Origin of the sequence: Streptomyces sp. NBC_01363 (genome assembly GCF_026340595.1) — a bacterium.
Taxonomy (GTDB): Bacteria; Actinomycetota; Actinomycetes; order Streptomycetales; family Streptomycetaceae; genus Streptomyces.
Genome location: NZ_JAPEPF010000001.1, coordinates 5,658,507 through 5,677,915 on the forward strand (window position 1 = coordinate 5,658,507; position 19,409 = coordinate 5,677,915).

At 69.1% G+C, this 19,409-nt stretch carries 14 protein-coding genes and 4 pseudogenes; 7 read left to right on the top strand and 11 right to left on the bottom strand.

All coding sequences use genetic code 11. The features are described 5' to 3' along the window. Positions 1 to 136 precede the first annotated feature (136 nt). The gene (locus OG611_RS25700; protein ID WP_266424433.1) at positions 137 to 595 is read left to right on the top strand and encodes a PaaI family thioesterase; all 459 of its coding nucleotides are present in this window, start codon (positions 137 to 139) and stop codon (positions 593 to 595) included. Between the two features lie 120 nt (positions 596 to 715). Here OG611_RS25700 and OG611_RS25705 read toward each other — a convergent pair whose 3' ends face one another. Next, entirely contained in the window at positions 716 to 1,240 is a 525-nt protein-coding gene (locus OG611_RS25705; RefSeq protein ID WP_266424436.1) for a hypothetical protein, read from the bottom strand. 251 nt (positions 1,241 to 1,491) lie between these two features. After that, a complete protein-coding gene (locus tag OG611_RS25710; RefSeq protein WP_266424439.1) occupies positions 1,492 to 1,998 on the bottom strand; it encodes a hypothetical protein in 507 nt (168 codons plus the stop codon). Between the two features lie 200 nt (positions 1,999 to 2,198). Here OG611_RS25710 and OG611_RS25715 point away from each other — a divergent pair, with 200 nt between their 5' ends. Next, positions 2,199 to 4,505 (top strand): LAETG motif-containing sortase-dependent surface protein, encoded by a 2,307-nt coding sequence (locus tag OG611_RS25715; protein ID WP_266424441.1) that lies wholly within the window; start codon positions 2,199 to 2,201, stop codon positions 4,503 to 4,505. A gap of 168 nt (positions 4,506 to 4,673) precedes the next feature. Here OG611_RS25715 and OG611_RS25720 read toward each other — a convergent pair. Both OG611_RS25720 and OG611_RS25725 read right to left on the bottom strand, forming a co-directional pair. Continuing rightward, positions 4,674 to 5,227, bottom strand: a pseudogene (locus tag OG611_RS25720) (dihydrofolate reductase family protein); the annotation flags it as partial. Positions 5,228 to 5,273: 46 nt separating this feature from the next. Beyond that, positions 5,274 to 6,350 carry a serine/threonine-protein kinase gene (locus OG611_RS25725; RefSeq protein ID WP_266424446.1) on the bottom strand — a complete coding sequence of 359 codons (1,077 nt, stop codon included), beginning with the start codon at positions 6,348 to 6,350 and terminating at the stop codon, positions 5,274 to 5,276. Positions 6,351 to 6,491: 141 nt separating this feature from the next. On the opposite strand from OG611_RS25725, the pseudogene OG611_RS25730 reads away from it, so the two are divergent. Then, positions 6,492 to 7,212, top strand: a pseudogene (locus tag OG611_RS25730) (MFS transporter); the annotation flags it as partial. Between the two features lie 338 nt (positions 7,213 to 7,550). On the opposite strand, the gene OG611_RS25735 reads toward OG611_RS25730, so the two are convergent. The 3 genes from OG611_RS25735 to OG611_RS25745 form a co-directional block, all read right to left on the bottom strand. Beyond that, entirely contained in the window at positions 7,551 to 8,261 is a 711-nt protein-coding gene (locus OG611_RS25735) for a C39 family peptidase (protein WP_266424448.1), read from the bottom strand. Between the two features lie 134 nt (positions 8,262 to 8,395). Further along, positions 8,396 to 9,094: a peptidoglycan-binding protein gene (locus tag OG611_RS25740; protein WP_266424451.1), complete on the bottom strand. Its 699-nt coding sequence runs from the start codon at positions 9,092 to 9,094 to the stop codon at positions 8,396 to 8,398. A gap of 291 nt (positions 9,095 to 9,385) precedes the next feature. After that, positions 9,386 to 10,417 carry a helix-turn-helix transcriptional regulator gene (locus OG611_RS25745; RefSeq protein ID WP_266424454.1) on the bottom strand — a complete coding sequence of 344 codons (1,032 nt, stop codon included), beginning with the start codon at positions 10,415 to 10,417 and terminating at the stop codon, positions 9,386 to 9,388. Positions 10,418 to 10,656: 239 nt separating this feature from the next. On the opposite strand from OG611_RS25745, the pseudogene OG611_RS25750 reads away from it, so the two are divergent. Beyond that, positions 10,657 to 10,926, top strand: a pseudogene (locus tag OG611_RS25750) (hypothetical protein); the annotation flags it as partial. A gap of 356 nt (positions 10,927 to 11,282) precedes the next feature. Further along, positions 11,283 to 14,225, top strand: coding sequence for a hypothetical protein (locus OG611_RS25755; RefSeq protein ID WP_266424457.1), 2,943 nt, complete (start codon positions 11,283 to 11,285; stop codon positions 14,223 to 14,225). A 325-nt stretch (positions 14,226 to 14,550) separates the two neighbouring features. Here OG611_RS25755 and OG611_RS25760 read toward each other — a convergent pair whose 3' ends face one another. After that, positions 14,551 to 16,128: an FAD-dependent monooxygenase gene (locus OG611_RS25760; protein WP_266424460.1), complete on the bottom strand. Its 1,578-nt coding sequence runs from the start codon at positions 16,126 to 16,128 to the stop codon at positions 14,551 to 14,553. Between the two features lie 177 nt (positions 16,129 to 16,305). Here OG611_RS25760 and OG611_RS25765 point away from each other — a divergent pair, with 177 nt between their 5' ends. Continuing rightward, entirely contained in the window at positions 16,306 to 16,845 is a 540-nt protein-coding gene (locus tag OG611_RS25765; protein WP_266424463.1) for a CGNR zinc finger domain-containing protein, read from the top strand. A 486-nt stretch (positions 16,846 to 17,331) separates the two neighbouring features. Next, positions 17,332 to 17,643, top strand: a pseudogene (locus tag OG611_RS25770) (ATP-binding cassette domain-containing protein); the annotation flags it as partial. 244 nt (positions 17,644 to 17,887) lie between these two features. Here the strand turns inward: OG611_RS25770 and OG611_RS25775 are convergent. Genes OG611_RS25775 through OG611_RS25785 form a run of 3 tightly spaced genes read right to left on the bottom strand, consistent with a single transcriptional unit; the run spans position 17,888 to position 19,214 of the window. Next, a complete protein-coding gene (locus OG611_RS25775; RefSeq protein ID WP_266424466.1) occupies positions 17,888 to 18,130 on the bottom strand; it encodes a holin in 243 nt (80 codons plus the stop codon). After that, positions 18,130 to 19,077 (bottom strand): N-acetylmuramoyl-L-alanine amidase, encoded by a 948-nt coding sequence (locus OG611_RS25780; protein ID WP_266424469.1) that lies wholly within the window; start codon positions 19,075 to 19,077, stop codon positions 18,130 to 18,132. Before OG611_RS25780 ends, OG611_RS25775 begins: the two co-directional genes overlap by 1 nt. 11 nt (positions 19,078 to 19,088) lie before the next feature. Then, entirely contained in the window at positions 19,089 to 19,214 is a 126-nt protein-coding gene (locus OG611_RS25785; protein WP_266424471.1) for a hypothetical protein, read from the bottom strand. Positions 19,215 to 19,409: the final 195 nt, after the last annotated feature.

Here is a 19,409-nt window from a genome sequence, read left to right on the forward strand (position 1 = left end):
CCGCCCGGTCCTGGGGACCAGGCTCCCGGCCGTCGGCCTTCCGGTGCCATGATGACCGTCATCGGCGGTCCCTGCTGGCGGAATGCCTGGTCGGGCTACGAACCCGCCTTGCCCGTACGCGTACGAAGGGGAGCACATGGGAGACCGACCGCAGCAGGAACAGGCGAGCCCCGACGTCCAGAAGCGTGTCCAGAACAGTTTCGACCGCCAGGGCCTCATGACCCACCTCGGCGCACGCATGACCCACATCGGCCCCGGCCGGGTCCACATCGAGCTCCCGTCCGGTCCCGAGGTGACCCAGCAGCACGGCTACGTCCACGCGGGTGCCACCAGCGCCATCGCGGACAGCGCCGGCGGTTACGCGGCGCTCACGCTCTTCCCCGAGGAGTCCGAGGTCCTCACCGTCGAGTACAAGATCAACCTCCTCGCACCCGCCGCGGGTGACCACATCGAAGCGATCGGGACTGTCCTGAAGTCCGGACGCACCCTGACCGTATGCCAGTTGGAGGTGTACGGCGTCCGGGCCGGCGGCGATCGGAAGCTCGTCGCCAACGGCCAGCAGACTCTGATCCGCGTGGACCGGCCCGCGGGGTGACCCCGCAGCCCGCCGACGGCAGGTGGACAGGGGAGCGATCCGGCGCTCCTCGTGGCCGATGTGGCGCCGGCCGGGCGATTTCCGGCGCTCACGTCGGCGGACGGACCGGGACGATGGCACTCAGCCCTTGATCAGCGGGTCATAGGGCTCGTCCTCCGCCGTGAAGACCAGGATGAAGTCCTTGCCCGTCCCAGTGGCGACCTGGTGCAGGCGAGCCAGGACCGCGGCTTCGCTGGACAGGGCGAGGCCGAGAGCCTTGGCCGCACGGTCCCGTCGAGCTGTCAGGTCGGGCATGTCCTCCCGATACTCGGCGGCCAGCTCGCAGCTCTCCTCCTCGGTGAACGCGCGGCAGTCGCGCCACCAGGGCGCGACCAGGAGGAGCCGCAGCAGCTCCGGCAAGCCGATCGCGACCAGAGCGGCGCCACCTTCGGAGTCTGCGTACAGGACGGGTCGCTCCTCGCCGCCATCGCCGCAGAAGAAGTACGTGCCCCCCGCTCCATCACCCGCGAAGCCCTCCAACGCCGCGCCCGACGCGAGGTGGACGTTCTCGACATGGTCCCCTCGGTCGAGGTCGAAGTCGCCCGGCCAGGCCAGGAAGTGAGCGGCCTCGTCGTGTTCGACGATGGCGGTGATCAGCGAGTGCATGCGCCGAACCATAGCCTCGATACACCGACGTGGTGTGAAAGTGCTCTCCTGGTGGACTTCGGCCGGGGCCTGGGTCGGGAGCCGGCTGTGGCGCCGGACGGGGGAGAGCTCACCCTGCTCGGCCCGGTCAACCCCCTCTCGGCCACGAGCAGCGAGAACCCGTACCGCTCGGATCGCGGATACGCCGCACCGGTCGGACCGTCGCGGCCTAACCGGCCGTTTCCCAAGGCGCGTTGAGGCGATCCTGCCGACTACTGCGACGGGGGTGTGTGGATATCGATGTCGGTGATGAGGCTCCCGCCGTCCGCGTCAAGGATTCCGCACAGGCGGTTGACCGGCGTGTACAGGGGCCTGGCATCGGATTCGATGCCGTCTTCGTCCTCGAAGTCGAAGAGCCGGTCGAACGGCACGGTGACGAACGGCCACACGGCCGGGTCGGCTGTGGCGGAGTCGGGGTGGAACTGCCACCGGGTGCCGCAGGTGCGGTTGTGGACCTCGCCGACATACCAGGCGGCTGTCTGGAGGAAGTCGCTGCCGCGTTCCTCCCATGCCTGGTCACTGCTGGTGTAGCGGGAGCGAACGAGGGCCTCCAGGAGCTCAAGAGAGGCGGGGGTGAAGTCCCATTCCCCGTGGTGCTGTTGGGCCCACGCGGGAAACTCCTGCTGCTGGATCTGGAGCCAGGCGTCCAGGACGGGGTTGCTGGAACGGATCCGGTCCAGCTCGGCCAGCTCCTGGTGCTCGTCCTCGGTCATCTCCATACCGGCCGACCCTACTCGGTGTCCCCGCCGGTGCGGCAACGGCCCGCGTGTCGTGTCGCCAATCAGGTTGCATTCAAAAAGAGTTGAGGTACAGACTGCCTCGTTGGCGGTGTCATGTCACGGGGGGCTCACACCGCTCTCACGTGTCCCCCAAGCCCCCTCAGGTAAGGGACAAAGAGTTGAAATCCATACGTTTACGCGTGAGGGCGCGCCTGTCGTCCGCTGTCGCGGTCGCCGCCGCGGCGACTCTCACGCTCACCGGCCTGCCGGGCCTCACCTCCAGTGCGGATGCCGCGCCGGCCAAGAAGCCACCGAACCCGGGGATGCTCTGCCGGGACTACTTCGACCTGGCCGAGGACCTCCAGGCCATCGTGGATCTGCCCGACGCGGATGCTGATGCCTCGCGAGCCAAGTCCCAGTGGGACACCTACGAGTACGAGAACCCGGGCAAGAAGTGGGACGGCCTCGGTCCGCCGTCCGAGGAGGACGTCAAACGGCTGGAGAAGGAGGCCAAGGAGCCTCCGAAGTCCCGGGCCGTCGACCGGGTCTGGTGGAAGTGGATCAGGGCCAGCAAGAAGAACCCGAAGGCCTACGGTGACTTCACCTACTGGCGCGACATCATCCTGATCAAGAACGCCGGAAACGACCCGCGCGGCAAGGCGTTCGAGAAGAAGATCATCAAGGATCACGGGCTCGTCGGCGACGACTGGATCTGCCAGAAGGAGTTCGACTTCACCGACCCCGACACCGGCGACACCCACCGGCGTCAGGCGGACGCCTGGAACAAGAAGACCGGAGAGGCGCTGGAGATCAAGTCCAACGGGCGCCCGGACCCCAAGCAGAAGCCCGGCGACATCGCCTGGTCCAAGCAGGAGAAGAGCCCGGTCAAGTCCCTGAAGTACGTCTTCGCCGAGCCGCAGGAGGAGGCTGCCAGGAAGCACCTGAGCGAACTGAAGAAGAACGCCCCGGGCAAGGTCACCGAGTACAACTACCGCTCCCGGAAGGTCGAGTTGGCCCCGGGCGGTGGCGTGCGGGACAAGACGACCACGATGCAGCCCCCGGGTTCCAAGGGCGTCACCGGCGGCGGCGCGCAGGACCTGATCCGCGAGTCGCGCCCGAACCCGAAGGCCATGAAGGAGTTCCTGGACCGCAAGAACGCGGCCGACCCCAACCGGCTCCAGCCCAAGGGGCCCGGCGGGGTGGACTTCACCACGCTGGAGCTGCGGTACATCGGCAAGCCGGTCAAGGGCAAAGGCGTCGACTACAGCTTCTCCGCCAAGGAAGTCCCCGAGGACACCGCCGGCTGGGGAGGCAAGGAGAAGGCGCAGCTCATCAACGACGCGTTCTTCACCTGGCTCGCCCTGACCCCGGAGAAGTTCTGGGTCAACCTCAACCCGGACCAGCCCGACAAGATCATGGACAGCGCGTTCGGGAAGACCGACGCCGGCCGGACCCTGCTGGAGGCCGACCTGGAGCTGAAGAGGGACTTCGCCGATGCGATGAACCCGACGAAGCGCCCGGAGGCCGACGAGTACTGGAAGTCGCTGCCCCGTAACTCCGAGGGCGTCCCCTGCTGGTTCCAGGTCCGCAACTGGATCGAGCCGGACACCGCGGTCGTCCGCGAGGAGAACGGCGGCATCCACATCCTGGACACGCCGCTGAAGGTCAAGGCCCAGTACCTGAAGATCGACAACATGCCGGGCGACCCGTACCTGTGCGAGTTCAACGAGGCCGAGAAGAAGGCCACCGAAGACCGCATGAACCGGCTGATCATGCCCGAGGTCGAAAGGCGCGTGAACAACGACGCGCGCTATGCCGACCTGCGCCGCGTCTACACGGCCCGGGTGGCGGCGGAGTTCATCCGCCAGCAGGACGCCAAGACCCCCACCGATTACCACAAGGTGATCAACAGCAACGACGTCTCCTCGTGGCCGCTGCGCGGGGAGAACAAGGACTGGACGCGGGAGAAGGTGTACCAGGCGTACCTGAAGTCGCTGCGTGAAGGCGAACAGCAGTGGGAGCACGACGCCGGCGGCGGCCGGTACACCATGAGCGTGGGCGGAGTGGACTTCTCCAAGCAGCCCAAGCGGAACATGACCAAGCAGCGCTTCGACACCGATCACCGCTATCTCCCTCGCGAGACGAAGTCGTCGGTGCGCACGCTGACGGACAATGCCAAGGACGGCGACGCGAACCTCTTGCTCTTGGGAGGCAACACCGTCTCCTCCGACATCTCCAGCGGCGGCGACACCCCGGGACCGGACCCGAAGCCGACTCCCACGCCGACCAAGCCGGGTGAGCCGACGGGCAAGCCCACCGACCCCGGCACGCCCCCGGCCACCGGCAGCAACGGCGGCGGCACGGGCGGGAAGGATCCGGAAGGCGACCTCGCCGACACCGGCTCCAGTGCGCCGGTCGGACTGATCGCCGGACTCGCCGCAGCCCTCGCGGCCGTCGGCGGCGGCCTGGTGTGGTGGAAGCGCCGCCGCACCGCCGACCAGGAGTAGCGTGACCGCAGCGCTCATTTAGCGGCTTCGGCCCCGCACCCTACGACCGGGTGCGGGGCCGAAGCCGTCCATCGGTTCTCTCCCGTCAGCGCGGGGACGGGGGCACGGCCCCCGGTTTCGCCGATGGATTCAGGCTCCGGCGGCCGGGGACGGCAGCCACTCGCCGGCTCAGCGGACTCGGTCGTGGACGAGAGTCAACGTGCCGTGCTCGCCCGCGGCCTGGCTGACGAGCACCCACCGCCCCGTGGGCAGAGGCCGTCGTCGAACAGGCGCGGACCGCCGCCGAGGAAGACCGGAAAGACCGTGAGTGCCAGCCGGTCGACCTTGTCGGCCGCCAGCAGCGCCTTGATGACGCTTGCGCTGTGGAGTACGAGGATGTCGCCGCCCTCGGTGGCCTTGAGGTCCGCGACCACCTCGGCGGCCGGCTTGTCGACGATCGTCGTCCGCTCCCACGACGCCTGGCCGAGGGTGGAGGACAGGACCACCTTGTCGGTGTCGAGGAGCCACTTGGCGAAGCCCTCGTCGCGTGGGTCGACACCTTCCGCACCGATGACGGTGGGCCAGAAACCGACGAAACTCCCGGCGTTGACCCGTCCGAGCAGGGCCGTCGTCGCCGACTCCCGGACGCTGGTCATGTGGTCGCGGGCGACATCGGTGTGGGCGTACGGCATGACCCAGCCATTGTCCTCGGGGGCGCGCGGCCCGGCGTAGTGGCCGTCGAGGCATTCTCCCGCACCGGACGCCCGTGCCGGCCCGCCCTATCCACCGCTATTCCGCTGAGCAAATTCCTTGCCCGGCCCGCTCGATGTCGGCCGTCGGATACGGCGTCCGCTTGCTCTCGGAAAGCAGGCGGCCGTGGAACCCGTCCAGGACGACGGCAGTCCGGGCGTGCCGGTCGATGATCGTGGCGATCACGGGCGGGACGCCCTCGGGCCTCTCGCCCGCGATCCAGTTGTGCAGAAACGCCCCGTGATCCACACTGCCGCGCAGACCGTCGGGCAGATGGTGCCGTAGCAGATGGTTCGCGATGTAGTGGCCGTCATATGCGAGATGGTCGGAGAGGAACTTTGCCTCGATCCAAGAGAGTTCGAACTTTGAGCTCAGGGCGAGGCCGAAGTCCGCGAAGTAGATCGACCGGCCGTCGGTCAGGACATTGTGGAAATGGGCATCGAAGTGGACGAGCCCGCGGGATCTCATGAAGTCGGCTCCGCGCATCAGGGCTTCCTCCGCCCACGCGTACCTCGGGCCGTATTCGCCTTCCGGCGCGGCCGCCCTGTGGGCGCTGAGCCACGCGGCGAGTGTGTGCGGCACGTGTTCCAGGAAGATCACAAGACTGGAGGAGGACCGGCCGATGGCCTCCAGCCGCTCACGCACGGCTGGCGAGCCCTCCCAGTGTGCGACCGCCCCGTCGATACCCCCGAATTCGTCGGCGAATCCCTGGAGAGGGGAGTCCGGCAGGACCCGCCAGTGGTACATCAGCGGAAAGCTGCCGTGCTCGCCGCCGAGGACCCAGCCAGTGGTCATCGTGTGCACGGCCAGCTCACGCCAGGCCCCGAACCCGGATGAGCCCACCCCGTACTGATAGAAGGCCGGCAGCCCGAAGACGTTCGCCGTCGACCGTACGTTCTCCGGCCGCATCTCGACGTCCGTCAGAGGGACCCGTTTGACGAAGACCCTGGCCCCACCGACTTCGAGCTCCGCGGACCTGCCCCCGATGGCGGACCCGAGCGGGATGGCCGCGGCCACGACTTCGCCGAGTCGACGGTCGCTCAGCAACGACAAGTGAGTGGATACGGATCCGTATGTGGCCAGGCGTGCGGCATGCTGCGGGCCGGAACGGTCCATGAACGACTCCTCGATGCCCGAATACCCACACCAGTGCCCACACCAGCGGTCTCGCCGACGCGGCCGATCCTATCCGTGGCAGTCGCCCGACATTTCCGGGCACTCGATGCGTCAGCGCGATGAACCCAGTGAGAACTGTCCAGTTTCGCCCTGAACATCGCGCTCTCCGCAGCCGCGTTGACTCTCGGCGCGCTGCGGCTGCCGAAGACTCCGCGTACTCTGCCCGGCGGCCACGCGGGCATCGCCGCGCGCCTCGACCTCCCGGGCTTCGGCCTGTTCGCGGCGATGCTCGTCACCCTGCTGCTGTTCCTGATGAACCTGGGCGTCGAGTCGATGTACCTCCTCGCGGCGGCCATCGCGTTCGCCCGGCGCGAGCTGCGCGCCCGCGAGCCCTTCATCGACCTGCGGGTGCTCGGCGGAAACGCACTTCTGCTCCACCTACGGGCGTGGTCTGGTGGCGTACGTCGTCTCCTACGTCTTCCTCTACGGCTTCACCCAGTGAGTGGAAGAAGGCCGCGGACTTTCCGCCGCCGAGGCCGGACTCGTGCAGATGCCGATGTTTGCGCTGGCCATCGTCGTCTCCACGCTCACCGGTCGCCGCGAGGCCGTACGGGGCAAACTCGTCGTCGGCGCCGTGGACCAGATCGTCGCGTGCCCGCTGATGCTGTCCCTGCACGCGAGCAGCCCGGTCTGGATGCTGCTCGTCGTTGCTCTGGTGTTCGGTGTGCCGCAGGGGCTCAACAACCTCGCCCTGCAGCACTCGTTGTACCGGCAGGCCGATCCGGAGCGCATGGGTGCCTCGTCCGGGCTGCTGCGCACCTTCTCCTGCATGGGCTCGACGGTCGCGTCCGCCGCATCGGCGCCCATTCGCCATGCCCCCGCCACCCACACTGCCCTCCTCGTCATGGACGTCCAGAACAGCATCGCGCCGCACATCTCCGACCCGGAATACCTCCCCCGTGTCACCCGCGCGGTCGCGGCGGCCCGGACTCCGCGCTGCACTGCCTCCTCGTCGACAAGGTGTTCGCGCGGCGTGGGGACGTCCCGAGCGTCGACGAGTGGGTGAAGTCGCTGTCCACGAAGCAAGCCTGACGGGGCACCCGGCCGTGTCGTCTCAATGAGACCGCAGGGTGGCCTGGGCGCGGACGACGGCGGCCGGCTGCGGCTGTCGCCCGCTCCACGAGCTGAATACCCGCAGGATCAGGCGGAATAGCCCTTCGGCGGTATCAGGGTGGCGAGTTGATCGAAGGAGAGCCAGTAGATCTGGTTGCCGCTGAAGGACGCCGGGTCGGCGATGAGGACGGTGCGGTTCGCGTCGTCGTACCCGATGACCGTGAAGTAGTGGTAGATCGTCTGGTCCGACGGATAACCGGGCGGCTGGTTCCCCGGCGGGGCGACGATGTTCGTCACCAGCGGGTAATTGTTGTCGATGTCCAGGACGATGTCGTTCCACAGCAGGTCCCGCTGGGCCCGGGTGGGTGGATCGTTCGGCATCTCCTTGGTCTCGTACCAGCCGGTCCCGAGGTTCGCGTTGAGCACGCCCGTCACCTGGCTGATGTGATCGGTGCCTGCCTCGGTCGTGCCGAGCTGCCGGGCCAGATCCGCCTGGCCGGGCGGGGCGATGCGCGCCGACAGTGCGATACGGGTCGCGGCGGGACCGCACCAGTAGCCGGTCTCCTGCACCTGATAGTCGATCGACAGCGTGTGCGCGCTCGCCGTTTCCACACCACCGACCCGCAGACGCGTGCCCGGATCGTGGTGTCCGCTGATGACCGGGGTCCCGGCCTTCGAGCCGTGGGCCAGCACCGGCACCGAACCGGGGCGGGCGGCTTCCGCCTGGGCTGCGGCCGGGGCGACGAGCGTGCTGGCGGCGGCCAGGACGACTGCCGCGGCGAGGAATCTCTTGCGCATCGGGGCTCCTGATGGGAGGGGCGTGGGGGGAGTGGGGTGCGAAGTGCGGCGGGTGCGCAGGGCGCGGAGTGCGTGCACGGCCCGTACCGCGTGCACGGTGCGGTGGGGCGTGGGATGCCGTGGCCGACGCGGGATCAGGGGATCGGCGGGACGGAGGGGCTTTCGCGGGCGAGCAGGTCGCGGGCGAACGGTTCCCACTGTGCGTAACGGTCGGGATAGGCCGAGACCTGTACGGCCTGGCACACTTCGCCCGGCGGCATCGTCTCCCAGCCGCTGATCTGGATCAGCCCGGGGTTGTTGCCGAAGGGAGCCACACCGTAGAAGGATTTCGACGACGTGGCGACGTCGGTGATCTGCTCAGGAGTGCCCCAGCCGGTGCTGGGACGCTGCTGGAAGATACCCAGGGAGTCGTGGTCCACCGGCGTCAGGTAGTTGACGAACTTCGACTCCTGCATGGCCGTCATCAACGCGATGACCTGGCCCTGTTCGGGAATTCCCGCTCCCTTGCCGACACCGATGACGGTGCGCGCGTTGGCGAGTTCCTCGGGTCCGAGATCGGTGGCCGTGCGGAATGTCCGGAGCAGTTCGGTATCGGACGCGTGTCGGAGGGCCGCTGCGGTCGCGCCGTCGACCTGTCCGCTGGCGGGCAGCCCGTGACGCTCCTGGAACGATGCCACGCCATGACCGGAGTCCGCCTTCCCGCTCGTGGCCGCGGCGGCGGCACGCGGTACGGGGGAGGCCTGGGCCACCCCGGGTGCGGTGAACAGTGTGCCGGCAACGGCGACCGAGGCGGCTGCGGCCGCAGCGCGGCCGAATGCAGTGCGCAATGCCACTGCTTCATCTCCTTCGTGGGATCGTCGCCCCGCCCATCCGCCCCGCGCGTGGCCCGTTCTGCTCAGGGGCCTTGGTGTCGCGGCATCGCTCGGCACGTCCGCTACGGCGAGGTACCTCGAAGACACACTGGGGATGCGCCGTTGGGAAACCGAGCCATGGGCAGGTGACGGCGAAGGAGCGTGGAGAGAAGCGGTGGGGGAGAGACGGTGGGGGGTGGGGGATGCGTGTGCGACAGCTAGCCTCAGCATCCTTTCGTGCCCATGACAGGCGCAAGCCCCGAAAGCCCAGACTTACCGCTCGGTGCCGGGCGGCGTCGGCCAGTCCTCCGGGCGAGGCGTTCCGCCGCGCTCACAACTACGCAGCAGCGCACGCCCTTCCGCGGTCGCGACGTGCAACGACCTCCCGTCCCGGCGGACCGTTGTCACCAGGCCGGCCGCGCGCAACACCTTCATGTGCTGGCTGATCGCCGGGTGGGTCACCCCGAGGAGACGGGCCAGGCCGACCGTGGAGGAGCCGGTTCGCACCGCCTGGAGAACGGCGGCACGTGTATGCCCGAGCAGCGCACCCGGCACGCCGCTATCGGCTCGCTCCGGGGATGCGGGGCGGATCCAGTCCGTCGCGTGGTCGATCGGATACACCAGAACGGGCGGCAGTTCACCATCGGCGAGCGTGATGGGCGTGGGCCAGCAGAAGAACGAAGGCTGAAGAGTGAGCCCGCGGCCGTCGAGGCGGAGGTGATGGTCCACGGGGTAGTCGGCCTCGAGCACCGGTGGCCGCCAGCGCAGCCGCGGCCCCAGACTGGCCAACAGACCTTCCGTGCCGCCGTCGAGCAGTCTGTGCAGACGGACGATGCGGTCGGCGTCGATGTGGGCATGGATGCGCGGCCAGAACGGCGCCAGCGCTTCCTGGTGGTACGTGCGCAGGGCGTGCCCCAGTCGCAGGAGGATGTCACCGTCCCCACCCGCCAACGCGTCCGTCCAGCCCGGAAGCCGACGCGAAGCGGCGACCCGTGCCAGATCCCTGCGCAGGCGCGGACCAGGGGTACGCACCAGTGTGTCGACCGCCGACTGGAACGTCTCACCGCCGCCGCGGGTAGGAGTGAGGAAATCCGGAGAACAGCCGTGAGGCGGCAGCAGCGCCGAAAGGAACCCGCAACTGTCCGGGAGGCGCGGCCGGACCCACCGGCGCCATTCGCCGAACACCCCTTCTCCGTCGCGCCGTTGAAGTGTCTGCACACTGTTGCTGATCTCCCACAGATGATCCGGCCCCGAGGCGACGCGTACCCGCCCCAGGTCCTCGGACGTGAAGTACACCCGCAACACGACCAGTCCACCCCCGTACCCGACTCCATGGACACTCCGACCGAACGGAGCTGGGCTCCAGACGATCCCTGCACGGCAGTCTCTGTCAAGACGCTCGGCCCGCGTGCGCGCCCCGTTCGGGGGTCCGCCCCTGGTACGGCATGCCGCACATCACAATGGTCGGGGAGGCGAGCACTGCCTCGGGTCCGGCCGTGGGCCGCCGACCGCCGTTGTCAGTGGCCTCCGGCAGACTTGCGATCATGTTCACAGGGGTCGAAGGCCTCGACTGGGCGTCCATGAGCCATGCGTACGGCGATGCTTCGGACGTGCCGGGCCTGCTGCGAGGGCTGGCGTCCGCCGACGCGACCGAACGGGAGATCGCGCTCGACGGCATGCACGGTGCGGTGCACCGCCAGGGAGACGTGTACGACAGCACGGTCGCGTGCATCCCGTTCCTGTTCGAACTGGTCACCACGGCCGGGCTACCGGGGCGGGGCGAGCTTGTCGAACTGCTCCGCAGCATCGACGGCGACGGCCGCGCCAAGGCGTGGTACACCCGGCTGTTGATTTCGGTCAGCGCGAGGAGGGGCCCGTAGATCTTGCTCAGTTGCCGGTTGACCCGAGCCAGTCGCTTCTGGCGTTGGGTCAGCCGAAGACTGTTCAGACAGGTCACGAGGTACCCGGCACATGCCAGCCCGACAGTGAGTTCCACCTGGTGAGCAGGCGAAGACGACCGAACCCCGTCGAGACAGCCGCCGCCCGAGCATGCTTTAACGCGTTAATTCATCGGCCAACGGTCTTGCAGGCCAAGAGTATTGACGCATTAATGACAGGGTCATACGGTGCGCACACGCTGTCCCCATCGAGCCGACGCCGGAGCGTACCCATGAAGCGCCGCACCTTCCTTGCCGGAACCACCGCCGTGTCCCTGCCCGCCATGACCGCCCTGCCCGCAGCAGCCGCGCCGGCCTCTGCCGCGCAGCTCTCCGGTGACGACGCCGCCACGACCGTGCGCCTCGTCATCGACGGTGTGCCGCACGATCTTCCGCCGACCACGGTGTACAGAACGACGATCGAGGCAACCGACACGGCCGGGCAGGCGCGGGTCACCATGGTCGACGCGTACAGCGAGTTCTCGGTGGCGCTCCCCAGCCCGTACGAGCCGCACCTCGCCCGGGTTTCGGTGTGGCTCACCGGGATCGCACCCAAGAAGGGCAACCTCTGGCTGAAGATCTTCGACCAGGACAACGAGGAGTGGGGCACGCTCGCCAGCCGGGTCGACCCGACTGGTTTCGACGGGCGGACCCGCGTGACGTTCGAGCCGCAGCGGCTGGCCCGGATGACGTGGAGCGGGGTGGCCGACGGCAAGCTCACCTACCCGCTGCGCCGGCTCGTGCTCGTCTTCTTCCCCGACGACAAGCAGTCGGCCGATCCGTTCGTGTTCGACGTGGACTCCATAGAAGTGGTCGGCGACGGCGGGCCGGTGACCACCTGGAGCCGGGCCGGTGCGCTGGAACTGAGCAGCGGCGCGGACCGCGTCCTCGTCGACGATCGCGGCCGGCTGCTCGACTGGACATCCGGCGGCCGGGTCCAGTCTCCCGGTGTGCTGCCGCTCGCCGTGTACTACGACAACGGCACCAGTGTGTTCTCCGACGAGGCCGAGGTCGAGGTCACCCGGGTCGCCGCCGACGAGGCCAAGGTCCGTCTCACCGTGCCCGGTTTCTACACCGCGGACCTGACGGTGCGGCTCCGCGCGGGACACCTGGAACTGCGCCCGACAGCCATACGTAACCTCTGGTCGCGGCCCATCCTGCTGGTCGCCTGCCCCGAAGTGGCCTACCGGGTCGTCCCCGCCGACGGCACTATGCTCGGCATCGCGCCGAAGTGGGGCGGGCTCGCCCACACGCGTTCGGTGCTCGTCGGAGGCTTCTACGCCAACTACGGCATGCCGACCGCGACCCACGATCTGATCCTCTTCGAGGAGGACGACTCCGCTCTCGGTGTCTACTCCGTGCAGCCCGCGAGCGAGAAGCCGTTCCGCCCGACACAGTTCGGTTTCGTGGGCGGCCGGGCCCGCAACGAGGCGTTGACCGGGTTGATGCACCGGGTCGACGCCTGGATCGCCCCCGCCGGGTCGGAGGCGCTCCCCGCGACCCGGCTGGTGGCCGGCGGCAGCGCCTTCGACCTGTTCGCGGCGTACCGGGCCGACAACGGGATGAACTCCTGGCGCGGTCTGGCGGACAAGCTCGACCCGCAGCTGCGCGCCGGGTTGGCCAACGCGGTGCACCTCAAGGTGGACCTCTGGCAGCCGACGGGCGGCACCTCGGCGACAGGCCGGCCCGAAGTGGCGTTCGACTACTTGCGTGCGGTGCCAGGGGGGCCGTACAGCGTCGAACTCGCCAGCTACTACTCCGACGGGCAGCACGATCACCACTACCCGGATTTCCTCACCTTCGACTACCTCGGTGGACCGGCGGAGTTCCAGCGCCTCATCGACACCATCCACGACCGGGGGTTCTACGCCAGCGCGTACACCAACCCGACATGGTGGCACCCCGACAGCCGGGCGGTGGCGGCGCTCGGCGGCGTCGAACGGATCGGGATCCGCGACAGGCACGGCAAGCTGGTCACCAAGACGCACACCAACAACCTCGGGTACCTCATCGGCGGCTGGCGCAAGGCGCCCCGGGCTCTGATCCTCGACCAGCTCCGCACGTTCCGCGACACGTACGGAATGGACATGATGTTCCAGGACGAGATCGCGCGCCGGGAGTACGACTACGCGGCCGACTTCTGCGCGCCGCCGTACGCGTACTGCGAGGAACTGGTGGAGCAGACGGCGCAGTCCGCCGCGATCCTGCCCATCGGCACCGAGGGGGTCGGCGGTGACCGGATCTTCCAGAGCCTTACGTCGAGCCTCGGCTTCTATCTCAACACCATGCAGGGCGATCGGGCCGGCACGTACGACGGCCCCAACCGCAACGGCGTCGTCGTGCAGCAGTGGCCGTTGGGTACGGCCGTCATGCACGACAAGGTCGCGTTCTACCCGCACAACCTCGACCGCGGCGTGGACACGACCGAGAACCTGAGCTGGGCGCTGGCGTTCGGCCTCAACCTGCACTACCAGGCACAGCACATGACGGCGGACTTCAGGGCGGGGCGCGGATTCGAGTTGCTCAAGGGGCTGTCGCTCGTACAGAAGCGGGTCGCCGGCCGGTACTTCGGGCGGGCGATGACGGCGTTCCGGTACCTCACCGAGGATCTGAAGGTGTCGCGGACGGCGTTCGACGGAGGAGTGGAGATCGTTGCCAGCCACGATCTCCAGCCACGCGCGTTGCCGCTGCCCGGCAGCCTGGGCACGGTGGCCGTCGCACCGCACGGCTTCGTCGCCAGTGAGAACGGCACCCCGACGTATGCGCTGATCGACGACGCGCACCACCGGCCCGGCTACCTCGCGCGCTGGGCGGACGGCCGGTTCGTGCGCGAACTCGCGTGGTACCCGGCGGATCTGGCGGGGTACCGGTCGGACTCGGTGCACGCCGACCTCCGGCTCACCGCCACGCCCGCCGAACTCCCCGCGGGCGGCACCACCCGGGCGGCGCTGGCGCTCGCCGCGTGGGACGGTACGCCGGTCGACCTGGCCGGTGCGGACATCACCTGGGAGCTTGACGGTCGGCCGATCGTGCGCCTGGACACCGACGCCGACGGCAGCGTATGGCTCGCGCCGAAGCAAGGCGCTGCTTCCGGTTGGGCAACGGTCCGCGCCGTCGTCACCCGTGACGGGGTACCGGCGTACAGCGGTGTCGAGTTGGTCGAGATCACCGCCTGACCCGACGCGAGCCGGTCCCTCGGCACTCCGCTGCACGGCCTCCGCCGGCCGCGCAGCCCTTTCCCACCCATCCACCCGCCGGGCGCGTACAGGAAGACGCGTGTTGGCGGCGGAAGTGGCGCGGCCCTCAGGGGGTTTAACGCATTATGGCTGCCCCCGGTCGCGGCTGCGATGTCGTCCTTCTCGGTTCAGACGCTTGCCTCTTCTCGGTTCAGACGCTCGCTGCCGTCCGGACGTGACCGGGTGACCGTCGGCTCGTACCCCTGGCACTTGGCACCTGGACCAGCGGTTTTCGTAGTCATGCCGCGGGAGGTGCGCGGTGGGGCTATCGGCGGCCGGTGAGGATGCTCCGAAGGGCCTGAAGAAGCTCCGGGCCGGTGGACGGGGAGGAGGCACGCCAGGCGACGTGGCCGTCTGGGCGGACCAGGACCGAACCCGTCGCGGGCAGGGCGCACAACCGGTTGAAGGAGCCGGGGTGTTCCTCGCGCAGCCGACCGCTGTTGAGCCGGTGGACGGTGACGGGGATGCCGGCTGCTGCGGCGGCGTCGGCCTGCTGCTGCCAGGCCGGGGTGTCCGCTGCTGTGATCAGGGCGAAGTCGGGTCCGACGAGGTCCAGGGTGGAGGAGATCCCGGGCGGTCCGGCGAGCCGTGTGTGCGGGGCGCGGTGTCCCGGATCGCCGCACGGGTGGTAGCCGGAGATGTCCAGGGGCGGCCGGGTGGGTGAGTCGGGGCCGGGGGCGAGGGCGCCGGAGCGGTAGGCGGTGGTGAGCAGGAGTTCGTCGTCGATGCGGTAGCCGGCACGGGCTCGGGCGTTCTCGGTGGACAGGTCGATGACCTGCCGGGCCACCGGGCGGCGCTCCGCCTGATAGCTGTCCAACAGTGCCGCGGTGGCGTGGCCGGCGGTGACGGCGGCGAGTTTCCAGGCAAGGTTGTCCGAGTCACCGACCCCGGTGTTCATGCCGTGGCCTCCGGTCGGCGGGATGACGTGGGCCGCGTCCCCGGCCAGCAGGATGTGTCCGCTGCGGTAGGCGGAGGCCAGTTGGGCGTCCATGCGCCAGATCATGGTGTCGCGGACGGTCACCTCCAGGTCCGGGATGCCGGCCGCGGTCCGGACGAGGTTCACAAGGTGCTTCCGGTCGGTGAGGTCCTGGTCCCCACGCCGGTGATCGGGGTCGAAGGGGTACTGGTAGATCCAGTGGCGGTCGTTGTCCACCGCCATGAAGCCGCCCTGCCCGGGTGGGGTGAGGAAGTACGAGGCGCTCGCCCGGTCGGCCGCCACCTCGCCGAGCGGTGCTTCGAAGCGGACGCTGAGAAAGTGGCCCAGGCCCGTCGGGCCGTCCATCCCGATGCCCGCACCGGCACGGACCGTACTGGCGGCACCGTCGCAGCCGACGAGCCACTGCGTACGTACGGTGTGCTGCTCGCCGTCGGCACGGTCCTCCAGCACGGCGCGCACGCCTTCCTCGTCTTGTGTGAAGGACAGCAAGCGCACGCCGAACCGGACCCGATCAGCCGCCAGTTCGCGGGCCCGCCGCAACAGGACCGGTTCCAGAGCGTCCTGGGAACAGATCATCCCTGGCGACGGGGTGTTCTCGTCACCGCCCGACGCGTCGTGAGCAACGCCCGTGCGTACGAAGTCCGGGTCGACCAGATCCCTGCCCCGGTAGAAGAAGACCTGGGAGGCCGGAAGGCCGGCACCGCGGACGGCGTCTTCGAGCCCGCAGCGCCGGAAGATCTCCATCGAGCGGGCCGAGACCCCGCGGGCCTTGGGGTGACGGGAGGCGCCCGGACGGGCTTCGGTCAGCAGATGGTCCACGCCGTGCCGGGACAGCAGGTTCGACAGGGTCAGGCCCACCGGCCCACCACCCACGATGAGTACGGGAATCGTCGTCGGAAAATGCATGGGCTCTCCAGCGGGCGGGTCACGGCCGACGTCGGAGCGGCCTGCCGCGAGGTTGATCCAGAGCGACCTGACTGGATGACCACCAGTCGTAACGCTCATGTCTTCATTTTGACGTTACCATGGAGGAGTGCTACCCGCTGGACGAACCCACCCGGAGAAGGTGAGAAGGTGAAACCCATGACCGAGGACCCGACCGGGGCCAACCCCCGTGGCCTCCACTTCGTCGCCGAACTGGCCAACACCGTCCAGGGCGGCGCCGAGGTGAGCGCGGCAGCGCTCCAAGCCCTCCTGGAGCGCCACAGCGGCCCGCCGTTCACGCTCACCGAGTCCGATGCCCGGCAGCTGCGCGAGGCCACCGCACGCCTGATCCGCATCCTGGCGACGCACGACGAGGACCAGGCGGCCGAAGCGATCAACGCCCTCCTCGACGAGTACCCCGCCCAGCCCTGCCTCGTCCGTCTCCCAGGACGCCCCTGGTCCCTCCATACCAAAGCGCCCCACGACGCCGACCCCACCCACTGGCTGCTGTCCACCACCGGACTGGCCCTCGGGCTCTGGCTCAGTGAACGTGGCCGGTGCGCCTGGGGGCAGTGCGCCGCACCCGACTGCAACCACTACTTCATCGACACCGGCCGCCGCACCCCTCAGCGCTACTGCACCCCCCGCTGCGCAACCCGGGTCCGGGTCGCCTCGCACCGAGCCCAGCGGGGCAGGTAGAGCGAGCGGTCCGCGCCGGTGCCGTATCCCTCGCTGCCGTTGCGGGCCGGCGGAGCCGCCCGTCTCGCGTGCGCCTTCTGCCACCGCACCCGAGAAATGGCTTGCGGGCGCCCGGATCCCCAGCCTACGGTGCTCCACATGGGCTCCCTGTGACAGTCCCGTGCGACCGCGTTGAGTTCGACTCCGCTGTCGCACGTTCTCCTCCGTGCTTCCGTTCCTGCCACGATGCCGCCCGTCCGACGGGCCGTGGAGGGGGTCTCCGGTGTGCGCGGATGCTTCCATCCACCCGTGCCGATCGGCCCGGCGGCGCTTGCCGATCTGCGTGATCTGGAGGCGCGGATGCGACACACCGAAGCCGGGCTCAAGGGCTTGGCGGGGACGGAACTCACCACCGCGCTGGACGTCTACGCCCGTCTGGTCGCCCAGTACGAGGCACGCGCCGGCTACGAGGCCGACGCCCGGGGCCGCGATCGAGCGGGCCGTCGCCGCCTCCTGGCTCTCGGCCTGTTCGGCCCGGCCGACCTGAGCCTGAGAGTGAGCGAGCTGTCCTTCGGGCAATGGCGCCGGATCGAACTGGCCCGTCTGGTCAGCGAACCCGTCGACCTGCTGCTGCTGGACGAACCCACCAACCATCTCTCCCCGGCCCTGGTCGAAGAACTGGAAGGAGCCCTGGCCGGCTACCGGGGCGCGGTCGTCATCGTCACCCACGACCGCCGCATGCGCAGCCGCTTCACCGGCAGGCACATGGAACTGAGAGCCGGCCACCGCGTAGAGCTTCAGGAGGCCACAGCGAGCTGAAGCTCTCGGGCCACCTCTGCGCCCTCATCCAGCGCAGGCGGCCATCCGCGGCCATCCAACGGGCCCGGTCCGCGCGCTCCGGAACGGCAACCTGGTCCCGCGAGTGCGTCGACGTCCGACTCGGACCGCTCGGCCCGCTGAACTGCCAAGTCCGGTCGGCCGTTCTGCGCCGCGCATGCGGCACGGATCCCACCCCGTATCCGTGCCGGTTCGACAGCGATCCGTTCGCCGACGGAGGACGGGGCTATGTACGCGTCCGCACGGTCTCGGTGAGCCCCGGCCCGTCACCGCTCCCGGACGCGGAGATCGCGGTCAGCACGGCCAGAAGCGCCGCGCTCCCGGTGAGGGAGAGCGCCTGTCCCCAGTCGACGTCCAGCACTCCGGTGGTGTCGAGTCCGAGCGTCGCGATGAGGGTCTGAGCAGCCGTCCGTAAGGTGCGCTCCGCCGTGGCCGTCCAGAAGGCTTTCGTGAACATCGTGGCGGCCATCAGGACTCCTCGGTGTTGTCGACACCGGCGACGGCCCGCTCGATCGCGGCCTGGACCGCGGCGACGACGGTCTCCGAATCGGCGCCCGTGCCGACTTGACCGGCGAGCGCGGTGATCGCGGCGGTCTGGGCGGCCATCCGCTTGTCCATGGACCGGATGCGGGCCTGCATGTCCTTCAGGATGGACTGCGGCTGCCACGTCGGATTCGTCGAATGGTCCGCCGCGTCCGTGGGGCCGCCGATCGCGTCGGTCTTCCACACGGCGTCGAAGATGTCGCGCTTGGTGATTCCTGCCATGGGGTCCTCCTCGTGGTCGGAGCCGGGGTTCCAGCTCGCGGGGTGCTTGAGTCGCTCGGAGACGTCGGTGCGGAGCTTGGCCATGGTGAAACCACGGGGGTCGATCTTGTCGTTCGACCACTCCAGGTGGCCGATCACGGACTTCGCCGACCATCTGTGCGCCCGGCACAGGGCGGCCTGGACGCGGACGATCGCGTCGTACTGGGCGGCCGGCCAGGGGTCCTTGCCGTCGCCGAGGTTCTCGCACTCCCACCCGTAGAACCGCGCGTTGCCGTCGACCCCGTCGCTGTTGCCGCGAGTGGGCGGAGTCGGCCGGGTGCCGTACGACTCGGCTATGACCTGCTCCAACACCTTGGGGTCGCCGCCGCCGGCGTGATTCGCGCGGCCCCAGCCGACCATGTGCACCCGGCCGTCCTTCGCGATCATCCCGTGGCACAGCGGACCGGGCAGCTCCGGGTAGCCGTCGCGGACCATCCGGACCGTCGCCGCGGTGCCCTTGGTCACGGTGTGGTGCACGATGCTGCCGTTGACCGGGCCCCAGGGGCCCTTCGAGTTGCGGTTGTGGGTACGCCAGTTGCCGACCTCGACCACGCGCACACCCTCGGCGCGCAACGCCTTGAGGACAGCAGAGGCGGACAGAGGAGTAGCCATTCGTTTCCCTTTCAGCCCGAGGTGTACGAGACGTTGCGGACCTTGCCGGTGAACCCGTTGTTCGTGCTGCCGTCGATCGACTCGACCGTCTCCACCCAGAGGCACGGACCGCGCAACGTGGTGTTCGCCGCCGTCACCGTGTACTTCGTTTCGCTGTTTTGTTCGCCACCGTCCGCGCGAAGGGGAGTTGGGCCGTGGTGACGTCTGGATCCATAGGAGTTTCATACCCCTGCGACGGCTTCCGGACTCGACCGCGCGGCCGGCAGTGTCTACGACTCGTCAGCAGCGAACGAGCGCAGACAGTTCTGAGCGGGAGACACGGGCCCGAGGTG